We start from the raw sequence: 25,134 nt of genomic DNA, 5'->3' as shown, positions 1-25,134 counted from the left end.
AAACGCCCCACGCCAAAAGAATCAGGCGTGGGGCGATGCGTTATACCGCGAGACGGTTCGGGAATTCGTGTAGGGCGAGTCCGATCAGACGGCAATCCCTTTGCGACATTGCAGTTGCGCGGTGCGCACGCGAGAGAAAGCGCGGGCCAGGCGCAGGAGCATTTCGTCGATGTTGGATGTGCTGACGGTGAGTGCCGGGGTAAAGCGCAGGCAATCAGGCTGTGGGGCATTTAGCAGCAAGCCCTCGTGCAAAGCCGCCTTGACTACCGCATCAGCGGAGTCGTCCGACAGGGTCAACCCCCATAGCAACCCTCGCCCGCGCAATTCGCCGTGACCGTAGCGATGGGCCAGGCGCGCCAGACCTTCACGCAGGTGCTGACCGGTTTCGTCGACATGATCGAGAAAGCCTTTGTCCTGCACGCTGTCGAGCACAGCCAGGCCAGCCGAGGTCATCAATGCGTTGCCATGGTGGGTCCCGGTCAGTTCGCCGATGTCGAAACAACAGGCCTTCCCACGTGCCAGCAACGCCGCCAAGGGAACGCCGCCACCCAGTCCTTTCCCCAGCACCACGATATCTGCCCGCACGCCGTAGGACTGTTCAGCAAGCAAGGCGCCGCAGCGGCCAATACCGGTCTGCACTTCGTCGAAGATCAACAGGATGCCGAGCTCGCGGCACAACTGCTGGACGTCTTTAAGGTAACGCTCGGTGGCCGGGATAACCCCGGCATCGCTTTGAATCGGCTCGAGCATGATCGCCACGGTCTGGGCATCAACAGCCGCATGCAGGGCCGGCAGGTCATTGAACGGCACATGACTGAAACCGGGCAACAGCGGCTCGAATCGATTAGTCAGCGTTGTACTGTCCGACGCCGAAATCGTGGCAAGACTCCGTCCATGGCACGCGTTGTTTGCAACGATGATCCTTGAAGCGCCGCCGCGATATCGCTGACCCCATTTACGCGCCAATTTGATCGCCGCTTCACAGGCTTCGCTACCGCTGTTGAGCAGGTACGCCTGATCACTGTCGGTGCTCTTGCACAGCCGATTGGCGAGATTGAGCATGCCGCGATGCTGTAAACCGAAACCGACGTTAATCAGCGATTGCGCCTGCTCGGTGATCGCGTTGACCAACACCGTAGGACTGTGCCCAAGGCTGTTGGCGCCGCCGCCCTGGGAGAAGTCCAGATAGGCACGGTCATCGCTGTCCCACAACCACGAGCCCTGACCGCGCACAAATACTTGCGCAGGTCGCTCAACGCTAGGCATCAGGCAATCGCTGGAGGGCTTATTGTCGCTGCAAGCCTGAAAACTGCCTTCCACAAGGTCATCGATACTGGGCGGGCTACGACGCAAATTGAACAGATTCATCCGATCAAACCTCGTTCGAGGTTTTTTGCCTTGCCTATGCAAATGCCATCGACGTCAACGGTATTCATCTCGGTTTATGGCCCTGTAAGCCTTTTGAATGCGGTTAGACTATGCTCAGGCGCGGCCCTGAGCCATTTCGATTTACCAGCATTTTCGATAAGAGTTACTTATGGATTTCAAGCAACTGCGATATTTCGTCGCGGTCTACGAAGAAGGCCATGTGGGCCGTGCGGCCGAGCGACTGTCCATCTCCCAGCCCGCCCTGTCCCAGCAGATCCGCCACCTCGAACAAAACCTCGATGTCAGCCTGTTCGAACGCAGCAGCAAACGGCTGCTGCCCACGCTGGCGGCCCATACGCTATACAACCACGCACTGCCCTTGCTCGATGGCTTGCAACGCGCACGCGAAGCGCTGGGTAATTTCAAGGGGCAGGCGCTGCGAACACTGGCCATCGGCGTCTTGCAAACCGTGCACACCAGCCTGGTACCGCAGATGCTCGAACGGGTACGCAAGGCGCAGCCGCATCTTGTCGTGCAGATCTATGAGTTAACGGGGCTGGAGATCGAGCGTCGGTTGCTCAACGGCTCATTGGACATCGGCATCAGCTACCTGCCGCCACGCCAGCCGGGGTTGCACGGTGTGATGCTGTACGAAGATGAGCTGACGCTGGTCATCCCGGCGGATCACCCGTTGCGCGAATTCAAGAAAGTCTCGATGAGCCAGGCGGCCGAGTTGCCGATGTTGCTGCTGGGAGAAGAGTTTCAAGTCCGGCAGATCTGGCAGACGCAATTGGCCAGCCTGGGACGGCGACCGCAGGTGCAGGCGGAATTGAACAATATGGCAGGGATTCTCGACAGTCTGCCGAATACCCGACTGGCGACGGTCCTTCCGGGGCGCTCGCAGAAGGCGCTCGGCAGCGACGAACTGCTGTGGAAACCGTTGACCGAACCGCGAGTGCCGTTGAAAGTCGGGCTGGTGTGCCGGGATGTGCAGCGCCAACAAGCCTCACTGGCTTTATTGCGCACCCTGTTGGAAGAAGTCATCAACGGGCCGCTTGATCGCTTGAACAACCCGGTCAACATCGACGGGCTCAGCTGACCACTTTTCTGCGGGCAAAAGAAAACCCCGCCGAAGCGGGGCTTTGCAGACTGTTTCCCTGACATCCATTTCGCTCCGCCATCCTGGCAGAATCCTACGTGTCCATGTTGTTGCTAGTGCGCTTCCTGCGCTACGTCCATGTGAAGTAGATTAGCTCTGGATCCAATTTTCGCATAGGGCAGAAAGGCAGCACGTCATGTAAGAGAATGCTTACATGACGTTACATTTTTAGAACTGTGCTGCATCCAGCAGGAACAGCGATTCACTGCCCGCCTTCACTGAAGCGCTCAACGAGTGGATCCGCGGCAGCAAACGCGCGAAATAGAACCGCGCCGTGCCCAGTTTGCTCGCGTAGAAATCCTCCTGCGCCTCCTTGCCAAATGCAGCCTTGGCCATCAGTGCCCACATGTAGGCGTAAGCCACGTAGCCGAAGACTTGCAGGTACTCGACCGAGGCGGCACCGATTTCATTCGGGTTGTTTTTCGCCCGATCCAGCAACCAGGCGGTCAGCTCGTCGAGCGTGGTCACGGCATCGTTCAGTGGCTTGGTGAACTCCGCCAGATCAGCGCTGGCCGTCGCGGTGAAATGACGAATCTCGTCAGCGAACAGGTTATAAAACGCCCCGCCGGTACCGACGATCTTGCGGCCCACCAGGTCGAGCGCCTGGATGCCGTTGGTGCCTTCGTAAATCTGGGTGATACGCACGTCGCGCACCAGTTGTTCCTGGCCCCATTCACGGATATAGCCGTGGCCGCCAAACACCTGCTGGCCATGGACAGTCGTTTCCAGGCCGAGATCGGTCAGGAATGCTTTCGCAACCGGGGTCAGCAACGCCACCAGGTCTTCGGCACGTTTGCGGGTCGTGGCATCTTCGCTGAACTTGGCGGTGTCCAGTTGCATCGCCACGTAGGTGGAGAACGCACGGCCGCCTTCGTTCGAGGCTTTCATCGTCAACAGCATGCGACGCACGTCCGGGTGGACGATGATCGGGTCAGCGACCTTGTCCTTGTTCTGCGCCCCGGTCGGCGAACGGCTTTGCAAACGGTCACGGGCGTACTCGATCGCGTTCTGGTACGAACGCTCACCCGTGGCGAGGCCTTGAATGCCGACACCCAGACGCTCGTAGTTCATCATGGTGAACATTGCCGCCAGGCCTTTGTTCGGCTCGCCGACGATGTAACCCACGGCTTCATCGAAGTTCATCACGCACGTCGATGAAGCCTTGATGCCCATCTTGTGTTCAATCGAACCGCAGTTCGCCGCGTTACGCGCGCCCAGGCTGCCATCGGCATTGACCATGAACTTCGGCACCAGGAACAACGAAATACCTTTCGGCCCTGCCGGTGCGTCCGGAAGTTTCGCCAGTACCAGGTGGATGATGTTCTCGGTCAGGTCGTGTTCACCGCCGGTGATGAAAATCTTGGTTCCGCTGACCTTGTAGGAACCGTCGGCCTGAGGTTCGGCCTTGGTGCGAATGATCCCAAGATCCGTACCGGCGTGTGGCTCGGTCAGGCACATGGAGCCAGCCCAGACACCGGCGTACATGTTGGGCAGGTACGCGGCTTTGAGTTCTTCGCTGGCGTGGGCGTTGATCGACAGGCAGGCACCGGCCGTCAGCATCGGATACAGACCAAACGACAGGCTCGCGGAGTTGACCATTTCTTCGACCTGGGCCGACACCGCCTTGGGCATGCCCATGCCGCCATAGGTCGGATCGCCACCTACGCCGACCCATCCGCCTTCAGCGTAAGTCTGATAAGCCTGTGGGAAACCTGCCGGCGTGGTGACAGCACCGTCCGCCCAATGGCAACCTTCTTCGTCCGCTGCACGGCTCAGGGGCGCAATGGTTTTGCTGGTGACCTTGCCGGCTTCTTCCAGAATGGCTTCGACCGTTTCAGCATCGACAGTTTCGGCCAGTGCAGGCAACTCGGCCCAGAGTTTGGCGACCTCGAATACTTCATTGAGGACGAAGCGCATATCGCGCAGGGGCGCTTTGTAGTCAGCCATGGCAAACCTCGCAGGATCTTTACAGTTGATTCACATGAATGGTGTCTTTGTTGAGTTCGAGTGTAACCCAACAACTTTTACGACACATAGGGTCATGCTGTGACCACTGCGTATTTTACAGTCACAAAATTGCAATATGGAGATCAAGAAAATCCTGTGGCGAGCAAGCTCGCCACAGAGAAAAAGTCAGAGCGCAAACAACTCCGCCGGCAACTTCATCAGACAATCACTGCCGGCCTCGATCGCCGCCCGATGAGCGGCAGTGCGTGGCAGCAATCGCTTGAAGTAAAACTCGCTGGTCGCCAGTTTGCCCCGGCAATAATCGGCATCGCCGCTACCGTCGTCGATCTGGGCCTGTGCAACCAGCGCCATGCGCAGCCACAAATAGCCGAGGATGATGTAGCCGCTGTACATCAGGTAATCCACTGACGCGGCGCCGACTTCATCCGCATTCTTCATCGCGGCCATGCCCACCTGGGTCGTTACCTCACCCCACTGCCGATTCAAATCGTTGAGCTGCGCGACGTAGGGCGCGAGTTGCGGATGCGCGGCGTTTGCTGCGCAGAACTTATGGACGATTTTAGTGAAACCCCGCAGCAATTTGCCCTGGCTGCCGAGCACTTTGCGTCCCAACAGATCCAGCGCCTGAATACCATTGGTGCCTTCGTAGATCGGGGCGATCCGGCAGTCACGAACCAATTGCTCCATGCCCCACTCACGGATGAAACCGTGGCCGCCAAACACCTGCATCCCGTGGTTGGTCACTTCCAGCCCGGTATCGGTCATGAAGGCCTTGCAGATGGGTGTCAGGAACGCCAACAAATCCTCAGCCTCCTGACGCGCCGTTTCATCGGGACTCAGATGCGCAGTGTCCAGCAACTGTGCAGTGAAGTAAGTCAGCGCCCTGTTGCCTTCGTTGAAGGCCTTCATGGTCAGCAACATCCGACGCACGTCGGGATGAACAATGATGGGGTCAGCAGGCTTCTCCGGTGCTTTCGCGCCGGTCAACGAACGCATTTGCAAGCGATCGTTGGCGTACTTGATCGCCCCCTGAAAGCTCGCCTCGCCCAAGCACAATCCTTGCATACCGGTGCCGAGACGAGCGTGGTTCATCATGGTGAACATGCAGTTCAGGCCCTTGTTCGGCTCACCGATCAAGTAGCCCTTGGCATCGTCGAAGTTCAACACGCAGGTGGCCGAGGCCTTGATGCCCATTTTGTGTTCGATAGAGCCACAGGAAACGCCGTTGCGCTCCCCCGCCTCACCGTCGCCATCGGGCAGGAACTTAGGAACGATAAACAGCGAAATCCCCTTGGTCCCTGCCGGCGCATCCGGCAGCTTCGCCAACACCAGGTGAATGATGTTGTCACTCATATCGTGCTCGCCGGCGGAGATGAAAATCTTGCTGCCGGAGATCGCGTAGCTGCCATCGGCCGTTGGTACAGCGCGGGTCTTGATGATGCCCAGGTCGGTGCCGCAATGGGCTTCGGTCAGGCACATGGTGCCCGTCCACTGCCCGGCGGTGAGTTTGCTTAGATAGGTGAGTTTCTGTTCTTCGGTGCCGTGGGCATGAATGGCCGACATGGCACCGTGGGTCAACCCCGGATACATACCCCAGGACGTGTTGCTGGAACCGACCATTTCGCTGATCACCAGCCCCAGGGAACTGGGCAATCCCTGGCCGCCATAAGCAGGATCCGCTGCCAGACCGTGCCAGCCGCCTTCAACGTATTGGGCGAAGGCTTGCTTGAAACCTGCCGGCGTTGTCACCACGCCATTGTCGAAATGGCAGCCTTCTTCGTCGCCGCTGCGATTGAGCGGCGCGAGCACGTTCTCGCAGAATTTCGCGCCTTCTTCGAGGATCGCCGCCACCATGTCCGGGCTGGCGTCAGTGGCGCCCAGAGCCGCGTAGTTGCTGTGGAAATCAAAGACGTGGTCGATCAGGAAGCGCATGTCGCGCAGGGGAGCTTTGTACTCGGGCATGGCATTTTCTCCGTCAGCAGATCACTCAAACCTACTGCCGCCAACCACGCCCTACAATCACAGTCCAGACGCTGAATGCGCCATCATCACTCAATCCGTAGCGGCGTCCATACGCACGGCGCCACGGCGATTCTGACCATACGCCACCACGCAGTTACGTCCGGCCCCCTTGGCGCTGTAGAGCGCTTCGTCCGCGGACTTGAGCACTTGTTCCGGGGTGCGCTGCTCCAGTCGATCCGCAACGCCGATGCTGACCGTGACCGACACACTTGAAGCACTCGAACCGGCCCGGCGCTGTCGTCCTTGCTGATCGTCCTGAGGACGGTTGTCCTGGTTGCGCAAATGAATGTTGTACGTCGCGATGGATGCGCGGATGACTTCCAGGTGCGGCAGGCACTCCTCAAGGGTCTTGCCGGCGAACACCAGTGCAAATTCCTCACCGCCATAGCGATACGCCCTGCCACCCCCGCCGATTTTCGACAGCTTGCTGGCGACCAGCCGCAGCACCTGATCGCCCACATCGTGGCCATGGGTGTCGTTGAATTTCTTGAAGTGATCGACGTCGCTCATCGCCAACACGTAATTGCGTCCCAGGCGCTGCATGCGTTCATTCAACGCGCGGCGACCCGGCAACCCCGTGAGTTCGTCGCGGAAGGCCATTTGGTAGGCTTCATGAGCCACCGCCGCCGCAATCATCAACATCACCTGGCTGCACATGATGTTCAGCGTGAACGGCAGGATGAACGTCTTCGGCAACATCCAGAACAACCCCAGCAAGCCCACAAGCTGTGCGGCGTGCAAGGGTCTCGGCTTGCGCCAGTACTGCCAGCTCAAGAGCACGAACATGGCGATGAATACGGGATAAGAGAGCTGGATCAGACTCATCCAGGCGCCATGCAGCGCGGGCCAGCGGATTTCAGCCAGCCACATCAACAGCGCCTGTGGGTAACTCTGCTCCAGCCCCAACGCCACGCTGCCGACGGCCAGCAACACGGCGAAACGCGCCACCATGTCCTGGAACAGATGGGTGCGTTCCTGCCAGGCTGCGAACACACCGAACATCAGAGGGAGTAGCAGACACACCAGATGAAAAATCACCGCGGCGTCATCACGTACCTTGCCGTTGTCGCGGTAATAGTCGGTCTGCGCGTCCAGCAAGTAGTAGGCGATGTACACCGTGACCATCAGGAACAATTCGCGCTGGCGGCGATAAACCGCGCAGTAGGCCCCGCCCAGCAACAACACCAGCGTTGGCAATACGTTGAACAGCGAGGTGAAGAAGACATTGAGGTCTTTAACGTAGGCAGCCGCGAGCCCTGCCAGCAAAAGCACCAACGACGGCAAAAAATGACTGAAACGTACAGCGGAAGAACGCGGCAAGGGTAAAAGCTCCGACCGTCACATCGATTGATGGCATTGTGCCCTCTCCTTGTAACGGCAGATGCCGGGACTTTCTGAGTGATTTAGTACGGTTTTTTTAGACGGCATGTTTCAACCAGTGGCCAGGCGCGCATGCGGAGCGCAATCGCTGCCAACCTCCATGTCCCGGAAAGCGCCTTGCCCGGCAGATCGCGGCACCGCGATTAAAAACGTGGTCAGTCAGCAGGTCGACTTTTCGACCTCCCTCGGTTTTTTGCGACTGCAGCGTCGGAACGTCACCGGCAAAAAAAAACCGCCGCTCCCGAAGGAGCAGCGGTTTTTTGAACGACTGCGTTAAGGCTTAGTAGCCCAGCGCGAAGTTCTCTTCTTTCATGTCCATCAGGTTGTTAGCGCCCGACAGCATGGTTGCCACGTGAGTGCGGGTACGCGGCAGGATGCGCTGGAAGTAGAAGCGCGCAGTCTGCAGCTTGGCGGTGTAGAACGCCTCTTCGGTGGTGCCGGCAGCCAGTTTCTCAGCAGCCAGACGCGCCATGTCAGCCCAGAAGTAGGCCAGGCAGGCGTAACCGGAGTACATCAGGTAATCCACGGACGCCGCGCCGACTTCTTCGCGGTCTTTCATGGCCGCCATACCGACCTTCATGGTCAGCTCGCCCCATTCTTTGTTCAACGCAGCCAACGGCTCGACGAACTCTTTGACCGCTTCGTTGCCTTCGTTGGTCTGGCAGAACTTGTGGACGATCTTGGTGAAGCTTTTCAGAGCTTCGCCTTGGGTCATCAACACTTTACGGCCCAGCAAGTCGAGTGCCTGGATACCGGTGGTGCCTTCGTACAGCATCGAAATGCGGCTGTCGCGAACGTTCTGCTCCATGCCCCATTCAGCGATGAAACCGTGGCCGCCGTAGATTTGTACACCATGGTTGGCGGACTCGAAACCGACTTCGGTCATGAAAGCTTTAGCGATTGGCGTCATGAAGGCCAGCAGTGCGTCGGCTTTCTTCTTCTCTTCTTCGTCCACGCCGTACTTGACCACGTCGACTTGCTTGGCGGTGAAGTAAACCATCGCGCGGTTGCCTTCGGCGAACGCCTTCATGGTCAACAGCATGCGACGTACGTCAGGGTGAACGATGATCGGGTCAGCGGCTTTTTCCGGCGCTTTCGGGCCAGTCAGGGAACGCATCTGCAGACGATCACGAGCGTATTTCAAGCCGCCCTGGAAGCCGATTTCGGCGTGCGCCAGACCTTGCAACGCGGTGCCCAGGCGAGCGGTGTTCATAAAGGTGAACATGCAGTTCAGGCCTTTGTTCGCCGGGCCGATCAGGAAACCGGTGGCCGCGTCGAAGTTCATTACGCAGGTGGCGTTACCGTGGATGCCCATCTTGTGTTCCAGGGAACCACAGGTCACGGCGTTGCGAGCGCCGATCGAACCGTCAGCGTTCGGCATGAACTTGGGAACGATAAACAGCGAGATGCCTTTGGTGCCAGCCGGTGCATCCGGCAGACGTGCCAGCACGATGTGGACGATGTTGTCGGCCATGTCGTGTTCGCCGGCCGAGATGAAGATCTTGGTGCCGGAGACTTTGTAGGAACCGTCAGCCTGAGGTTCAGCCTTGGTACGCAGCATGCCCAGGTCGGTGCCGCAATGCGGTTCGGTCAGGCACATGGTGCCGGTCCATTCGCCGGAAACCAGCTTGGTCAGGTAAGCCTCTTGCTGCTCAGGCGTGCCGTGCTCGCTGATGGTGTTCATCGCACCGTGGGACAGGCCTGGGTACATGCCCCACGACCAGTTGGCTTCACCGACCATTTCGCTGACCGCCAGACCGAGCGATTCCGGAAGGCCTTGGCCGCCGTGCTCGATGTCGTGAGCCAGACTTGGCCAGCCGCCTTCAACGAATTGCTTATAGGCCTCTTTGAAGCCAGTCGGGGTTTTAACGCCGGACTCGCTCCAGGTGCAGCCTTCGGTGTCACCCACGCGGTTCAGCGGAGCCAGTACCTGCTCACAAAACTTGGCGCCTTCCTCAAGAATGGCGTCAACCATGTCCGGAGTTGCGTCCGCACAAGCCGGAAGGCTCTGATAGTGCGCTTCGTAGCCGAGCAGTTCGTCACGAACGAAGCGAATATCACGCAAGGGGGCCTTGTAGTCAGGCATAGCGATAAACCTCTGCTGATGTAACCGGGAATGAACGACCGTAATGATTTGTTGTGACGGTCAAACAGTTGTTTGAAACATACGTTTACGACCAAATCTTGTCAAGCGTCGATCTTTTGCCGTTCGTCATCACGGCTTTTGCATTGCGCACGCGCAGCCGTGTACGGCGGTTGATGGAGCAACGGACGCTAGAGAAAAGATTAGTTGAGCGAGAAGGACTTACGCAGAAAAACGCCGCGAACAAGCGCGGCGTCGAGGGTGCGGATACAGCGAAAGAATCAGGCGTAAGTGTCGATCAACGTGCCGAGCATTTCATCGGAAGCCTTGGCCACCTTTGCCCCCAGCTCGAGTTGCAGCTTGCCTTGAGCCATCTCCACAGCGTCGCTGGCCAGGTCCGATTGCTGAGCGCGGTCAACGCCACGCAAACGATCGACCTGAACGTCGGACGACTGGCTGACCACCGAACGGTCGACGGTGGCGCTGGCGATTTGCCCGGCAGCTTGGTCGACGCGACTCTGCCCAGCCTGAACAGTGCTCAGACCGGCATAAAAAGCGGTGTTTCCTGAGATTTCCATGGGAGAACTCGTTCTTGGGAAGGATCAACAACTGGCATTGAAGCAGACACACGGGTAAAAGGCCCGACAAAAACACTAATGGCACAGTGCCTTGTCATAGCCAAAACCTAGTCCAGCAGATCCAGCTGTAAATGCTCGGCCACCGCTTCTGCAGTCACCAACTTGAGCTTGGGCACTCGACCCAGGCACGGCGCGGGAATTCGCTCGGCCAGGGTCGCCAGGTTTTCTTCCAGGCGCGACGTCTTGGAATCGATGATATTGGCCACCCACCCCGCCAGTTGCAGACCGTCCCGCGCAATGGCTTCAGCCGTCAGCAGCGCATGGTTGATGCAACCCAACCGCACGCCGACGACCAGAATCACCGGCAGGCCCAGCGCGATTGCCAGGTCCGACAGGTTGTCCTGATCCGCCAGCGGCACACGCCAACCGCCAGCGCCCTCTATCAGGGTGAAGTCCGCCTGCATGTCCAGAATCTGCCGCATCGGCACCAACAAGGACTGCACGGTCAACGCCACGCCAGCTTCCCTGGCGGCCAAATGCGGTGCGATCGCCGGTTCAAACGCGACCGGATTGACTTGCACGTAGGTCATTGGCAGCGAGCATTCCGCCAGCAACGCCAGTGCATCCGAATTGCGCAAACCCTTGGGCGTCACGTCGCAGCCGGACGCCACCGGTTTGCCTGCTGCGGTGCTCATGCCTGCCGACCGCGCGGCGTGAAGCAAACCGGCGGCAACAGTGGTCTTGCCGACATCGGTGTCCGTACCGGTGATGAAATAGGCTGCACTCATAAGGGTTTCTCCAGAACGGCGTAGACCACTTGATAAGTCGCGGGCAAACCTTCGGCCTGACGAAATTGCTCGTAAGCCTCGATCAAACCGAGGATTCGCGCCCGACCGGTCAAACCACCCGGCCGACCGGGGTTCAGGTTGTGCGCACCCAATGCCTTGAGTTCATGGGTCAGGCTGCGCACGTCCGGGTAGTGCAGCACATGCGGACACACTTGCAGACTCCCTATCCTCAGTCCGCTGTCAGCGCACAATTGCTGATAAACCTCGAACTCACGGAAACGGTTGACGTGCACCCTGCCATCCACCTGCCGCCAACTGTCGCGCAACTCGAACAACGTACCCACGCACAGACTAGCAAACGCGAAAATCCCCCCCGGTTTCAACACCCGATGGGCTTCACCGAGCACCGAAGCAAAATCCGCGCACCACTGCACCGCGAGGCTGGAGAAGATCAGGTCACAGGTTGAATCCTGCAGCGGCAACCGCTCTGCGTCCCCCGCGATGAAATGCGTGGCGCCACCCAACGGCCGTGCGTGATTGAGCATGCCTTCGGCAATGTCCAGCGCCACCCCTTCACCGGCAGGAAACCGCCCGCCGAGCGCCCGGCTGAAATAGCCGGTACCGCTGCCCAGGTCCAGCCAGCGATCAGGTGAAAAACCTTCGGGCAAGCGACTCAATAACTGGCTACCCACATCACGCTGCAACTCGGCAACGCTGTCATAGCTCGCCGCCGCGCGGGAAAAAGAGGCTGCCACCTGACGTTTGTCGGGCAAGCCCTGGGGAAGGTTGGGAAGAGAGAGATCAGTCATCACCGCACTCATGCAAAAAAGCCTGGATCGCCCCCGCCACACCGTGAGGGTCTTCCAGAAGAAACGCGTGACTGGCCTGTTCAATCAGACCAATTTCGACATCTGGCAGCAACGACAGCAAATCGCTCGCCGCTTCGGCTGGAACCAGCGCGTCCATGCCCGCAAATAAATGCAATTGCGGGCCCCGAAACGCCTGCAACGCTGCGCGGGTATCCAGTTGTGCCAGCAGTTCCAGGCCGCTCATCAACACTGACGAAGCCGTATGCGGCGCGCCGCCCAGCATCAGCCTCGACAGCCCGCGTGAGTCCTCGGCGCCTTGAGCGCAGAGTAGCGAGAAGCGTTTCAAGGTCATTCGTGGGTCAGCGTTGCAACCCGCCAGAAACGCATCGAAGGTTTCACCGGGCATCGCACTGGGCCACTGCTCATGGGCGACAAACGAAGGGTTGCTCGCCAGGGTCACCAGACCGCAGCAGCGATCCCCTCGCCGCGCGGCCAACTCGGACGCGAGCATGCCGCCGAGGGACCAACCGCCGAGCCAGGCGTCCTGTGGCACAGATGAGTCGAGCTCATCCAGCCATTCTTCAAGATCACTGGACTCCAACTCTGGCAACGGCTCGATCTCGACCCGCAGGTGCTCATCCAGTCCCTGCAACGCGGCGGCCAAGGGCTCCAGCGGAGAAACCCCGAGGCCCCAGCCCGGCAGCAGAATCAGTCGATTACGCATGGCTTGGCTCCGGTCCCAGTAGTGCAAAACAATCGGCCAGTCCATTTAACAATAGCTGTACCTGCGCCTCGCTGTGCGCGGCACTCAGGGTCACCCGCAGTCGTGCGCTGCCAGCGGGCACGGTCGGTGGACGGATCGCGGTCACCATCAGTCCGCGCTCGCGGAGCAACTGTGACAGGCGAACCGCACGACCTGCGTCGCCGATCATGATCGGCTGGATCGGCGTAAAACTGTCCATCAGCTCCAAACCAATCTGCTCGGCACCGTGGCGGAATTGGCGGATCAAGGTTTTCAGGTGTTCACGCCGCCAATGCTCAGTGCGCAAAAGCTCGAGGCTTTTCAGCGTCGCGCAGGCCAGGGCCGGTGGCTGGCTGGTGGTGTAGATGTACGGGCGAGCGAACTGGATCAGACTTTCGATCAGGTCTTCGCTGCCTGCCACAAAAGCCCCGGCCGTTCCGAAGGCCTTGCCCAGGGTGCCAACCAAGACCGGCACGTCGTCCTGGCTGAGGCCAAAATGTTCGACGATCCCGCCACCATGGGCGCCCAGCGGCCCAAAACCGTGGGCATCATCGACCATCAGCCACGCGCCTTTGGCCTTGGCTTCCCGCGCCAGCGCCGGCAAATCGGCGAGATCGCCGTCCATGCTGAAGACGCCATCGGTGACTACCAACGTGTTGCCGGTGGCTTTTTCGAGGCGTTTGGCCAGGCTCACGGCATCGTTGTGCAGGTAGCGGTTGAAACGTGCGCCAGATAACAGGCCGGCATCCAGCAAGGACGCGTGATTGAGCCGGTCTTCCAGCACCGTATCGCCCTGCCCCACCAACGCAGTAACCGCGCCGAGGTTGGCCATGTAACCCGTGGTGAATAGCAGCGCACGGGGACGACCGGTCAAGTCGGCCAGCGCTTCTTCCAGTGCGTGATGCGGGCCGCTGTGGCCAATCACCAGGTGCGAAGCGCCGCCACCCACGCCCCAGCGCGAAGCGCCCGCACGCCAGGCTTCGATGACCTGCGGGTGATTGGCCAGCCCCAGGTAATCGTTGTTACAGAACGCCAGCAATGGCCGGCCATCGACCACCACTTCCGGGCCTTGAGGGCTTTCGAGCAATGGACGCTGGCGATAGAGGTTTTCGGCACGACGGGTAGCAAGGCGTGCGGCGAGATCGAAAGACATGCAGGCCTCGCAGATAAAGAAGGAGACGCATCCCCTGTAGGAGCTGCCGCAGGCTGCGATCTTTTGATCTTAAAAAATCCAGATCAAAAGATCGCAGCCTGCGGCAGCTCCTACAAGTGTTCAGCATCGAATCAAACAGCGGCGTTATAAAACTGCTCGCTGCTCTTCTGTTCAACCAGCGCCTGCTCGATCGCGGCCTGATGCACCTCGTCCGCGTGCTCTTCACGAGCTTCCGGCAAGATGCCCAGGCGCGAGAACAGTTGCATGTCCTTGTCGGCCTGAGGGTTGGCGGTGGTCAGCAGTTTGTCGCCGTAGAAAATCGAGTTGGCACCGGCGAAGAATGCCAGGGCTTGCATCTGCTCGTTCATCGCTTCGCGGCCAGCGGACAGGCGTACATGGGATTGCGGCATCAGGATGCGCGCGACGGCCAGCATGCGAATGAAGTCGAACGGGTCTATATCTTCTGCGTTTTCAAGGGGAGTGCCGGCCACTTTTACCAGCATGTTGATCGGCACCGACTCCGGATGCTCCGGCAGGTTGGCCAGCTGGATCAGCAGGTTCGCACGGTCATCGAGGGATTCGCCCATGCCGAGAATGCCGCCCGAGCAGATTTTCATCCCCGAATCACGCACGTAAGCCAGGGTTTGCAGGCGCTCGCCGTAGGTGCGAGTGGTGATGATGCTGCCGTAGAACTCCGGCGAGGTGTCGAGGTTGTGGTTGTAGTAGTCGAGGCCGGCCTGGGCCAGCGCTTCGGTCTGGTCCTGATCGAGACGACCGAGGGTCATGCAGGTTTCCAGGCCCATGGCTTTCACGCCTTTGACCATCTCCAGCACGTACGGCATGTCTTTGGCCGACGGGTGTTTCCACGCCGCGCCCATGCAGAAACGGGTCGACCCGATGGCCTTGGCGCGTGCGGCCTCCTCAAGGACCTTCTGCACTTCCATCAGCTTTTCTTTTTCCAGGCCGGTGTTGTAGTGACCGGACTGCGGACAATATTTGCAATCTTCCGGGCAGGCACCGGTTTTGATCGACAGCAACGTCGACACCTGGACCCGGTTTGCGTCGAAATGCGCACGGTGCACCGTCTGCGCCTGGAACAACAGGTCGTTGAATGGCTGAACGAAGAGTGCTTTGACTTCGGCCAAAGACCAGTCATGACGCAGGGTTGCAGTGGTGCTGGCGCTCATGGGCATTTCCTTGTTTTATGCTTGGCGAGCGACTGGGGGAACGTAATACCCACAGGCGCGACACGGATGTTCGGCATATTTAAGGAAGAGTGATGAGCTGTCAACCATGTTACGACAGGCCGGTTTACATCTGGTTAAAAAACGAACAGTCGTGTTTACTCTGCAACGAAGCCTCCGAAGACAACGCGCCCATCTGCATGGCCTGCGAAACCGAGCTGCCGTGGCTGGGTGATCAATGTGAAACCTGCGCCCTGCCTTTACCGTTCGCGGGCATGACGTGCGGTCAATGCCTGAAGCAACCGCCCGCTTTCGAACAGGTTGCGACGCCATGGGCCTACAGTTTTCCCGTCGACACGCTGATCACCCGCTTCAAACACAGCGCGAAGTGGCCGTTTGGCCGCCTGCTCGGCGAACTTCTTGTGCAATTCCTGCAACATCGCTTCGATGAAGACCTGTCGCGCCCGGATGCCCTGGTCCCTGTGCCGTTGTCCACAAAACGCCTGCGTCAGCGCGGCTTCAACCAGGCCTCCATGCTTGCCCACTGGCTCAGCACCGGCCTCGGCATTCCCTGTGATGAGCGGCTGGTGCTGCGAATTCAGGACACCAGCGCGCAACAGGACCTGAAGGCCGATGCCCGTAAAAAGAACCTGCGCAACGCCTTCGCCTTGACGCAGGATGCCGCAATCAAGGGGCGTCACCTGGCCCTGGTCGACGACGTCTTGACCACCGGCGCCACGGCCCACGCCCTGGCACGTTTGCTGATGGAGGCCGGCGCCGCACGGGTCGACGTCTACTGCCTGGCCCGCACACCCAAACCCGGTGATGCTGGTTGATTTGAGTACATAGCCCCCTGTGGGAGCGAGCCTGCTCGCGATGGCGGTTGGTCATTCAACATTGATGCGACCGACACACCGCAATCGCGAGCAGGCTCACACCCACAGGATCACAGCCTGACTTGACTCCCGCACCGCAAGCCGCCAACGTCCTCTGCATCGCCACTACCCAAAGCGCCGAACCATGTCCATGCCGTCGTTATTGTCCCAGCACATTGTCCGCCGACCGCAGCGCATCGCCCTGCTGCAGCACATCGCCGAACAAGGCTCGATCACCCGCGCCGCGAAAAGCGCGGGCCTGAGCTACAAGGCTGCCTGGGACGCCATTGATGAGCTGAACAACCTCGCGCAAAAACCCTTGGTGGAACGCAGTGTCGGCGGCAAGGGCGGCGGTGGCGCGAAGTTGTCCAGCGAGGGCGAACGCGTGCTGCGCCTGTATCAAAAGCTGCAAGCCTTGCAGGCTCAGGTACTCGAAGCCGCTGAAGATGCCAGCGACCTGGACCTGCTCGGTCGCCTGATGCTCAGAACCAGCGCCCGTAATCAGTTGCACGGCAAAGTCGTCGCGATCGATGCTCAGGGACGTAACGACCGGATCCGGCTTGAACTGGCCGCCGGCTTGATCATTGATACGCAGATCACCCACGACAGCACCCTGCGCCTGGAGCTGGAAACCGGCACCGAAGTGGTGGCGCTGATCAAGGCCGGATGGCTGGAGCTGCTCGCCATCGACCACCCGACAGCACCTGGAAACAACTGCCTGCAAGGCATCCTCGAAGAAATCCTCGACGCCGAAGATGGCCCCAGCGAAGTCCGAATCGGCCTGCCGAACGGCCAGACACTTTGCGCACTGGCCGAGCCATTTCACTTGCGCACGCTTGGCCTGGCCATCGGCAAACCGGTACAAGTGCAGTTCGCCCCCTCGAACGTCCTGCTCGGTACCCCCCTGTAAAACACCGCATCCCCTGTAGCAGCTGCCGCAGGCTGCGTTCGATTGCGCAGCAATCGCAAAACCTGACGCAGCGATTCTGAACGGATAATCAGTTGGCTTGACGGCGATTGCTGCGCAATCGAACGCAGCCTGCGGCAGCTGCTACAGGATCACGCTTTGGCCACTGCAACAAAACCTTCATCGACCGTCTTTAAGGTGTCTGCAAAAACCAGCAGGGAGCCTGATGTGAGCCTATTAGAAGACAATCAATCCACCGACCTCGAAAAGATGGTCGGTCTCAGCCGTCGTGGCTTCATCAGCGCCGGCGCCCTCTGCGGCGCCGCCATGTTCATGGGCGGCAACCTGCTGAGTCGCAGCGTGCTGGCCGCGAGCGTCAGCGCAGGCACCAGCAAACTCCTGGGCTTTGACAGCATTCCCGCCGCCACCAACGACGCCATCAGCCTGCCGCCAGGTTACAAATCCTCGGTGCTGATCAGTTGGGGCCAGCCTCTGCACAAAGATGGCCCGGCGTTCGACCCCAGTGGCAACGGCACAGCCCAGCAGCAGGAAGTCCAGTTCGGCGACAACAACGACGGCATGAGCCTGTTCGAATTTCCCGGCGAGCACGACCGGGCGCTGATGGCGATCAACAACGAATACACCAACTACCGTTACCTCTATCCCCACGGCGGCATGCCGCAGTCGGCCGATGAAGTGCACAAGGCGCTGGCCTGCGAAGGCGTGTCGGTGATCGAAGTGCAGCGCAAGAACGGCCAGTGGCATTTCGTCCAGGGCTCGCGCTACAACCGACGCATTCATGGCAATGCACCGATCAGCCTGAGCGGTCCCGCTGCCGGCCATGCCCTGGTGAAAACCAGCGCCGACCCTCAAGGCAAAACCGTCCTCGGCACGTTTCAGAACTGCGCGAACGGGAAGACGCCGTGGGGCACTTACCTGACCTGCGAGGAAAACTTCACCGACTGCTTTGGCAGCACCAACGCCGAGCAAACCTTCGATGCCGCGCAAAAGCGCTACGGCGTGGTGGCCACCAGCAAAGAAATCAACTGGCACCCCCACGATCCACGCTTCGACATGGCGAAGAATCCCAACGAACTAAACCGTCACGGCTGGGTGGTGGAAATCGACCCGTTCGATCCTCAGTCGACCCCGGTCAAACGCACGGCGCTGGGTCGTTTCAAACATGAGAACGCCGCACTGGCAGAAACCGCTGACGGGCATGCCGTGGTGTACATGGGCGACGACGAGCGCGGCGAATTCATCTACAAATTTGTCAGCCGCGACAAGATCAACCACAAATCCCCTAAAGCCAATCGCGATCTGCTGGACCACGGCACCCTGTACGTGGCGCGCTTCGACGCGGGCGACGGTAATGCCGATCACCCGAAAGGCAAGGGTGAGTGGATCGAGCTGAGCCACGGCAAAAACGGCATCGATGCCAGCAGCGGCTTTGCCGATCAGGCCGAAGTACTGATCCACGCACGCCTTGCTGCCAGCGTCGTCAAAGCCACGCGCATGGACCGCCCGGAGTGGATTGTCGTCAGCCCGAATGACGGCCAGGTCTACTGCACCCTGACCAACAACGCCAAACGCGGCGAAGACGGTCAACCGGTGGGTGGGCCGAACCCTCGCGAGAAGAACGTCTACGGGCAAATCCTGCGCTGGCGTACCGACCGTGATGATCACGGCGCGAAAACTTTCAGCTGGGATTTGTTTGTGGTCGCCGGTAATCCGGGGGTTCACGCGGGCTCGCCGAAGGGTGGTTCCACGAACATTACGCCGCAGAACATGTTCAACAGTCCGGATGGTCTGGGGTTCGACAAGGCTGGCCGGTTGTGGATTCTGACCGACGGTGATTCGAGCAACGCCGGTGATTTTGCCGGCATGGGCAACAACCAGATGCTCTGTGCCGACCCGGTGACCGGCGAAATCCGCCGCTTCATGGTCGGGCCGATTGGCTGCGAGGTCACGGGGATCAGTTTCTCGCCGGACCAGAAAACCCTGTTCGTCGGGATTCAACATCCAGGGGAGAACGGTGGCTCGACGTTCCCTGAACACCTGCCGAACGGCAAACCCCGGTCTTCGGTGATGGCCATTTCCCGCGAAGATGGCGGCATCGTCGGCGCCTGATCGGCCCTCTTCGCGGGCGAGTCTTGCTCCCACGGGATATGTGCCATGTTGAAATTGGCGCGTGACCCGTGGGAGCAAGGCTTGCCCGCGATAGCGTCAGCCCGGACAACCCACACCTCAACCCAACCCCTAAACACGCCCCGTCTGCGCTACCATGCTTGGCCGGACGCGGCAGCCTGCTGCGCGCAGGAGTCAGCATGGCCCACCCGTTTGCAACCCTCACCCCAGATCTCGTGCTCGATGCCGTCGAAAGCATCGGTTTTCTCAGCGACGCCCGCATTCTGGCGCTCAACAGCTACGAAAACCGCGTATACCAAGTCGGCATCGAAGACTCCGAGCCGCTGATCGCCAAGTTCTACCGCCCTCAGCGCTGGACCAACGAAGCGATTCTCGAAGAACACCAGTTCACCTTCGAACTCGCCGAATGCGATGTACCCGTGGTCGCGCCGATGATCCACAACGGGGCCAGCCTGCACGAACACAATGGTTTCCGTTTCACCCTGTTCCCCCGTCGTGGTGGCCGCGCGCCGGAGCCGGGCAATCTCGATCAGCTCTATCGCCTGGGGCAACTGCTGGGTCGACTGCACGCTGTAGGCGCTACCAAACCGTTCGAACACCGCGAAGCACTGGGCGTGAAAAACTTCGGCCATGATTCGCTGAACACCTTGCTGGAAGGCAACTTCATACCCCGTAGCCTCCTGCCAGCCTACGAATCGGTTGCGCGCGACCTGCTCAAGCGCGTGGAAGAGGTCTACAAGGCCACGCCGCACCAGAACATCCGCATGCACGGCGATTGCCACCCCGGCAACATGATGTGCCGTGACGAGATGTTCCACATCGTTGACCTTGATGACTGCCGAATGGGCCCCGCGGTGCAGGACATCTGGATGATGCTGGCGGGCGATCGTCAGGAATGTCTCGGACAGCTGTCGGAGTTGATGGATGGCTACAACGAATTCCACGACTTCGATCCCCGGGAACTGGCGCTGATCGAGCCGTTGCGTGCATTGCGCCTGATGCACTACAGCGCCTGGCTCGCCCGTCGCTGGGATGACCCGGCCTTCCCCCACAGCTTTCCGTGGTTCGGTACCGAGCGGTACTGGGGGGATCAGGTGTTGGCATTGCGCGAGCAACTGTCTGCGCTGAATGAAGAACCGCTGAAGCTGTTCTGACCAACACAAATCTAATTGTAGGAGTGAGCCTGCTCGCGATAGCGGTGGCTCAGTCACCGATGCGTTGGATAGGAAACCGCCATCGCGAGCAGGCTCACTCCCACCAGTACTGCGTTAACAACTCCGCAACCTATTCAGATAGGGCATCCGTAGACAAACCTCCTTACAATCCCCTCTTTGTTAGCTGCCTAAGCAAGGATTCTTCATGCAAGCCGCCAACCCGCGTCGCGGGTACATCCTGGGCCTGAGCGCCTACATCATCTGGGGACTTTTCCCGCTCTACTTCAAAGCCATCGCCAGCGTGCCAGCCGTGGAAATCATCATCCACCGGGTGCTCTGGTCTGCGCTGTTCGGCGCATTGCTGCTGATGGTCTGGAAGCATCCAGGCTGGTGGCGCGAGCTGCGCGAGAACCCGCGTCGACTGGCGATCCTGGCACTGAGTGGCACCCTGATCGCGGCCAACTGGCTGACCTATGTCTGGTCGGTGAATAACGGGCGCATGCTGGAAGCCAGCCTGGGGTACTACATCAATCCGCTGGTTAACGTGCTGTTGGGGATGCTGATCCTTGGCGAACGGCTACGGCGTATGCAATGGCTGGCAGTCGGCCTGGCAGCGGTAGGCGTGGCACAGCAGGTCTGGCAAGTCGGCAGCTTGCCTTGGGTATCCCTGGTGCTGGCGCTGACCTTCGGCTTCTACGGCCTGATCCGCAAGCAAGCCCCCGTCAAAGCGCTGCCCGGCCTGGTGGTCGAGACCTGGATGCTGGTGCCGATTGCGTTGGCCTGGTTGCTGTTCAATCCCGCCGCGAGCAGTGCTCAAGCCGAGTTCTGGACCACATCGCAAGCCTGGTGGTTGGTAGCCGCCGGTCCTGTCACGCTCGTACCCTTGGTGTGTTTCAACGCCGCTGCACGGCATTTGCCCTACACGACGCTGGGATTTCTCCAATACCTGGCGCCGACGTTGGTGCTGCTGCAGGCCGTCTTGCTGTTCGACGAACACCTGTCGTCCAGCACGCTGGTGGCGTTCATCTTTATCTGGGCGGGGTTGGCGGTCTACAGCGTTGATGCGTGGATAAGTCTTCGTCGCCGCCGCTGATCAAAAAACACACAAACCTCTACAGGGCACGAATCACGTGGCCTGCGACTATCTGCCCCAAGGTTATCCACAGCGTGATCCCCGGCGTTTGTGCGCAACTTGTTGAAACTGCTGGTTTTTTGATCAAGTCTTAAAGAAGCCCGGCCCGCCTGGGCTGGCGGGGTGTCTCTACAGGTTATCCACAGGCAGGTGCACGTTTAACTTGGATAACCTTTTTTGCCTATTCCTTTCAGGGCTCGCTGCGCAACACCAATTCGACCATCAGATCGTCAGCCAGGGTTTCCAGGCGCGACTGCAAGACATCCAAAGACAGCGTCAGGGGTACGGCCAGAATCGCTTCAGCGTGGAACAGCGGTTCGCTGCTCATCGGCGCCGGACGCACTTCGGTCACCAACCGTTCCAGGTTGACGCCTTGCTCACTGAGCAACCGGGTGATGTCCCGCACAATCCCCGGACGATCATTGCCGACCAACTCCATCGCGATGGGCTTCCAGGTGCAGGATTGTTCGATGCCGCTCTCGGCAATCAACACGCGAATGCCATGTGCCGACAACGCCTGCAGGGCATCCACTAATTCGTCGTAGGCCTCCGCTGGCACGCCCACCCGCAGAATCCCGGCAAACTGGCCGGCCATGCGCGACATACGGCTTTCCAGCCAGTTGCCGCCATGCTCGGCAATGCACTGGGCGATGCGCTCGACCTGCCCAGCCTTGTCCGGAGCGAAAACAGTGAGTACGAGGTGGTCCATGGCGCAGCCCTCTTTTGTTATAGAAAAGGAAGTATAGGCAAGGGGCCTGATTCAGCGCAGTCACGCTTTTTGCACCAAGGAGCCTGACTCGGCGCAGTGCCGCGTTTTGTGGCGAGAGAGCTTGCTCCCGCTCGGCTGCGCAGCAGCCGCGAACAAGGTCCGGCAGAAGATAAGGGGCCGCTCCGCGCCCCAGCGGGAGCAAGCTCCCTCGCCACAGAAACCAAAGCTCCATAGCGGTGCATCAAATATTATGTGTACAACTTCTGATATTTAACTGGAACAATCCGATGGTTTTTTGAGAACATCCCGTTCCCCGACGCGACCGCAATGCGTCATGGGGTCGCAGAACGACGTAATTAGTCTAATTTTCACAACCGCAATTCATCATGTAGTATGCCGCAGCGCGCACTACATAACGTTGGATCGATGTCTGCCAAGGCGCAGTCGCAACCCTGAAAGCCCCGTCAGCAAGGCCCCAAGCCGTTGATTGGACCAACTCCCAGCCGCCCGCAATGGCATGTACTGGTGAACGGGTTTGTGGTTTAAATGGCCAGAGGCTTCATTGTCATAATTGAAGAGCTGAAAAGCGAAATAGCTGAGCAGAGTGAGGCAAGCAATGACTGAACACGTTCAAGTCGGTGGCCTGCAGGTCGCCAAAGTCCTGTTCGACTTCGTTAACAACGAAGCCATTCCCGGTACCGGCCTCACCGCCGATAAGTTCTGGGCCAGTGCCGACAAGGTCATTCATGACCTGGCGCCGAAGAACAAAGCCCTACTCGCCAAACGCGATGATTTCCAGGCTCGTATCGATGGCTGGCACCAAGCCCGTGCCGGTCAACCCCATGATGCCGTGGCCTACAAAGCCTTCCTGCAAGACATCGGTTATCTGCTGCCAGAAGCGGCCGATTTCCAGGCAACGACGCAAAACGTCGATGACGAAATTGCCCGCATGGCCGGTCCACAGCTTGTGGTACCGGTGATGAATGCGCGTTTCGCCATCAACGCTTCGAACGCCCGCTGGGGTTCGCTGTACGACGCCCTCTACGGCACCGATGCCATCAGCGAAGCTGACGGCGCGGAAAAAGGCAAAGGCTACAACAAGGTTCGCGGTGACAAGGTCATTGCCTTCGCTCGCGCCTTCCTTGACGAAGCGGCACCATTGGCAGCCGGCACCCACGTCGATTCCACCGGCTACAAGATTGTCGATGGCAAGCTCGTGGTTGCCTTGAAAGGCGGCAGCAACACCGGCCTGCGCAACGATGCCCAACTGATCGGCTTCCACGGCGATGCTGCGGCACCGACCGCGGTCCTGTTGAAGCACAACGGTCTGCATTTTGAAATTCAGGTCGATGCCACCACCCCGGTTGGCCAGACTGATGCCGCCGGTGTCAAAGACATCCTGATGGAAGCCGCGCTGACCACCATCATGGACTGCGAAGACTCCGTCGCCGCCGTCGATGCTGACGACAAAGTGGTGATCTACCGCAACTGGCTCGGCCTGATGAAGGGCGACCTCTCGGAAGAAGTCACCAAGGGCGGCAAGACCTTCACCCGCACCATGAACGCCGACCGCACCTACACCGGTGTCGACGGCAGCGAATTGAGCCTGCATGGTCGCTCGCTGTTGTTCGTGCGCAACGTCGGTCACCTGATGACCATCGACGCGATCCTCGATAAAGAGGGCAACGAAGTGCCGGAAGGCATTCTCGATGGCCTGGTGACTTGCCTCGCGGCAATGCACAACCTCAACGGCAACACGTCGCGCAAAAACACCCGTACCGGCTCCGTCTATATCGTGAAGCCGAAGATGCACGGTCCTGAAGAAGCGGCTTTCACCAATGAGCTGTTCGGCCGTATCGAAGACGTGCTGGACCTGCCGCGCAACACGCTGAAAGTCGGGATCATGGACGAGGAGCGCCGTACCACGGTCAACCTCAAGGCCTGCATCAAGGCTGCCGCCGAGCGCGTGGTGTTCATCAATACCGGCTTCCTCGACCGCACCGGCGACGAAATCCACACCTCCATGGAAGCCGGCCCGATGGTGCGCAAGGCCGACATGAAGGCTGAAAAATGGATCGGCGCCTACGAGAACTGGAACGTCGATATCGGCCTGAGCACCGGCCTGCAAGGTCGCGCCCAGATCGGTAAAGGCATGTGGGCAATGCCCGACCTGATGGCCGCGATGCTCGAACAGAAAATCGCTCACCCGATGGCCGGTGCCAACACCGCCTGGGTCCCATCGCCGACCGCTGCCGCGCTGCACGCGCTGCATTACCACAAGGTCGACGTGTTCGCCCGTCAGGCCGAACTGGCCAAGCGTGAGCGCGCTTCGGTGGACGACATCCTGACCATCCCGCTGGCCGTAAATCCGAGCTGGACCGCGGAACAGATCAAGAACGAACTGGACAACAACGCCCAGGGCATTCTCGGTTACGTGGTGCGCTGGATCGACCAGGGCGTCGGTTGTTCGAAAGTGCCGGACATCAATGACGTCGGCCTGATGGAAGACCGTGCAACGCTGCGTATTTCCAGCCAGCACATCGCCAACTGGCTGCGCCACGGTATCGTCACCGAAGAGCAAGTCATGGAAAGCCTCAAGCGCATGGCGCCCGTGGTTGACCGTCAAAACGCCAACGACTCGCTGTACCGTCCACTGGCACCGAACTTCGACAGCAACATTGCCTTCCAGGCAGCCGTCGAACTGGTGGTAGAAGGCACCAAGCAGCCAAACGGCTACACCGAGCCGGTGCTGCACCGTCGTCGTCGCGAGTTCAAGGCTGCCAATGGCCTGTAACTGAGCGCTGATGCCGGACAAAAAAAGGCCCTGATCGAAAGATCAGGGCCTTTTTGTTTGAGAATACGAACAATCGTGGCGAGGGGATTTATCCCCGTTGGGTCGCGGAGCGGCCCCTATAATCCTTTCGGAACAATCGCATTCACCAATTCACGAGTGCTTCGCAGCCGAACGGGGTGGT

At 59.6% G+C, this 25,134-nt stretch carries 19 protein-coding genes; 7 read left to right on the top strand and 12 right to left on the bottom strand.

Annotated elements, in window-relative coordinates; all coding sequences use genetic code 11:
• Positions 1-84: 84 nt before the first annotated feature.
• Positions 85-1,368 (bottom strand): aspartate aminotransferase family protein, encoded by a 1,284-nt coding sequence (locus GBC55_RS03475; RefSeq protein WP_162436241.1) that lies wholly within the window; start codon positions 1,366-1,368, stop codon positions 85-87.
• Between the two features lie 169 nt (positions 1,369-1,537).
• On the opposite strand from GBC55_RS03475, the gene GBC55_RS03470 reads away from it, so the two are divergent.
• Positions 1,538-2,467 (top strand): LysR family transcriptional regulator, encoded by a 930-nt coding sequence (locus GBC55_RS03470; protein ID WP_162436240.1) that lies wholly within the window; start codon positions 1,538-1,540, stop codon positions 2,465-2,467.
• Between the two features lie 228 nt (positions 2,468-2,695).
• Here GBC55_RS03470 and GBC55_RS03465 read toward each other — a convergent pair whose 3' ends face one another.
• From GBC55_RS03465 to bioB, 10 genes are all read right to left on the bottom strand, one after another.
• A complete protein-coding gene (locus tag GBC55_RS03465; protein ID WP_162436239.1) occupies positions 2,696-4,474 on the bottom strand; it encodes an acyl-CoA dehydrogenase C-terminal domain-containing protein in 1,779 nt (592 codons plus the stop codon).
• Between the two features lie 186 nt (positions 4,475-4,660).
• Positions 4,661-6,457: an acyl-CoA dehydrogenase C-terminal domain-containing protein gene (locus tag GBC55_RS03460; RefSeq protein ID WP_162436238.1), complete on the bottom strand. Its 1,797-nt coding sequence runs from the start codon at positions 6,455-6,457 to the stop codon at positions 4,661-4,663.
• Between the two features lie 90 nt (positions 6,458-6,547).
• Positions 6,548-7,837, bottom strand: coding sequence for a GGDEF domain-containing protein (locus GBC55_RS03455; RefSeq protein WP_162436237.1), 1,290 nt, complete (start codon positions 7,835-7,837; stop codon positions 6,548-6,550).
• 340 nt (positions 7,838-8,177) lie between these two features.
• Positions 8,178-9,983: a phenylacyl-CoA dehydrogenase gene (locus tag GBC55_RS03450; RefSeq protein ID WP_162436236.1), complete on the bottom strand. Its 1,806-nt coding sequence runs from the start codon at positions 9,981-9,983 to the stop codon at positions 8,178-8,180.
• A 278-nt stretch (positions 9,984-10,261) separates the two neighbouring features.
• Positions 10,262-10,558, bottom strand: a complete 297-nt coding sequence (locus GBC55_RS03445) for a pyrroloquinoline quinone biosynthesis protein PqqE (protein WP_162436235.1) — start codon at positions 10,556-10,558, stop codon at positions 10,262-10,264.
• A 107-nt stretch (positions 10,559-10,665) separates the two neighbouring features.
• Complete coding sequence (gene bioD / locus GBC55_RS03440; RefSeq protein ID WP_162436234.1) at positions 10,666-11,346, bottom strand: dethiobiotin synthase; 681 nt, start codon at positions 11,344-11,346, stop codon at positions 10,666-10,668.
• On the bottom strand, positions 11,343-12,155 hold the full coding sequence (bioC, locus tag GBC55_RS03435) for a malonyl-ACP O-methyltransferase BioC (RefSeq protein WP_162436233.1): 813 nt from the start codon (positions 12,153-12,155) through the stop codon (positions 11,343-11,345). Before bioC ends, bioD begins: the two co-directional genes overlap by 4 nt.
• Positions 12,148-12,879, bottom strand: a complete 732-nt coding sequence (locus tag GBC55_RS03430) for an alpha/beta fold hydrolase (protein WP_162436232.1) — start codon at positions 12,877-12,879, stop codon at positions 12,148-12,150. The genes bioC and GBC55_RS03430 overlap by 8 nt, the downstream gene beginning before the upstream one ends.
• Positions 12,872-14,050 carry an 8-amino-7-oxononanoate synthase gene (bioF, locus tag GBC55_RS03425; RefSeq protein WP_162436231.1) on the bottom strand — a complete coding sequence of 393 codons (1,179 nt, stop codon included), beginning with the start codon at positions 14,048-14,050 and terminating at the stop codon, positions 12,872-12,874. Before bioF ends, GBC55_RS03430 begins: the two co-directional genes overlap by 8 nt.
• Positions 14,051-14,181: 131 nt before the next feature.
• Positions 14,182-15,237: a biotin synthase BioB gene (gene bioB / locus GBC55_RS03420; RefSeq protein WP_058415231.1), complete on the bottom strand. Its 1,056-nt coding sequence runs from the start codon at positions 15,235-15,237 to the stop codon at positions 14,182-14,184.
• Between the two features lie 92 nt (positions 15,238-15,329).
• Here bioB and GBC55_RS03415 point away from each other — a divergent pair, with 92 nt between their 5' ends.
• The 5 genes from GBC55_RS03415 to rarD all read left to right on the top strand — a co-directional run bounded on the left by GBC55_RS03415 (position 15,330) and on the right by rarD (position 21,411).
• Entirely contained in the window at positions 15,330-16,070 is a 741-nt protein-coding gene (locus GBC55_RS03415; RefSeq protein WP_162436230.1) for a ComF family protein, read from the top strand.
• Between the two features lie 184 nt (positions 16,071-16,254).
• The gene (locus GBC55_RS03410; RefSeq protein WP_162436229.1) at positions 16,255-17,019 is read left to right on the top strand and encodes a TOBE domain-containing protein; all 765 of its coding nucleotides are present in this window, start codon (positions 16,255-16,257) and stop codon (positions 17,017-17,019) included.
• Positions 17,020-17,244: 225 nt separating this feature from the next.
• Positions 17,245-19,146 carry a PhoX family phosphatase gene (locus tag GBC55_RS03405; protein ID WP_162436228.1) on the top strand — a complete coding sequence of 634 codons (1,902 nt, stop codon included), beginning with the start codon at positions 17,245-17,247 and terminating at the stop codon, positions 19,144-19,146.
• Between the two features lie 197 nt (positions 19,147-19,343).
• Positions 19,344-20,318, top strand: a complete 975-nt coding sequence (locus GBC55_RS03400) for a serine/threonine protein kinase (protein ID WP_162436227.1) — start codon at positions 19,344-19,346, stop codon at positions 20,316-20,318.
• Between the two features lie 205 nt (positions 20,319-20,523).
• A complete protein-coding gene (gene rarD, locus GBC55_RS03395) occupies positions 20,524-21,411 on the top strand; it encodes an EamA family transporter RarD (RefSeq protein ID WP_162436226.1) in 888 nt (295 codons plus the stop codon).
• Between the two features lie 229 nt (positions 21,412-21,640).
• On the opposite strand, the gene GBC55_RS03390 is transcribed toward rarD, so the two are convergent.
• Entirely contained in the window at positions 21,641-22,159 is a 519-nt protein-coding gene (locus tag GBC55_RS03390; RefSeq protein ID WP_123410579.1) for a glycine cleavage system protein R, read from the bottom strand.
• Between the two features lie 616 nt (positions 22,160-22,775).
• On the opposite strand from GBC55_RS03390, the gene GBC55_RS03385 reads away from it, so the two are divergent.
• Positions 22,776-24,953, top strand: coding sequence for a malate synthase G (locus GBC55_RS03385; RefSeq protein WP_162436225.1), 2,178 nt, complete (start codon positions 22,776-22,778; stop codon positions 24,951-24,953).
• The last annotated feature ends 181 nt before the right edge of the window (positions 24,954-25,134 follow it).

The organism is Pseudomonas sp. TNT3, assembly GCF_010095445.2.
Classification (GTDB): domain Bacteria; phylum Pseudomonadota; class Gammaproteobacteria; order Pseudomonadales; family Pseudomonadaceae; genus Aquipseudomonas.
Note: the sequence above shows the minus strand (reverse complement) of the source record. Positions and strands in the feature narration are given on the sequence as shown.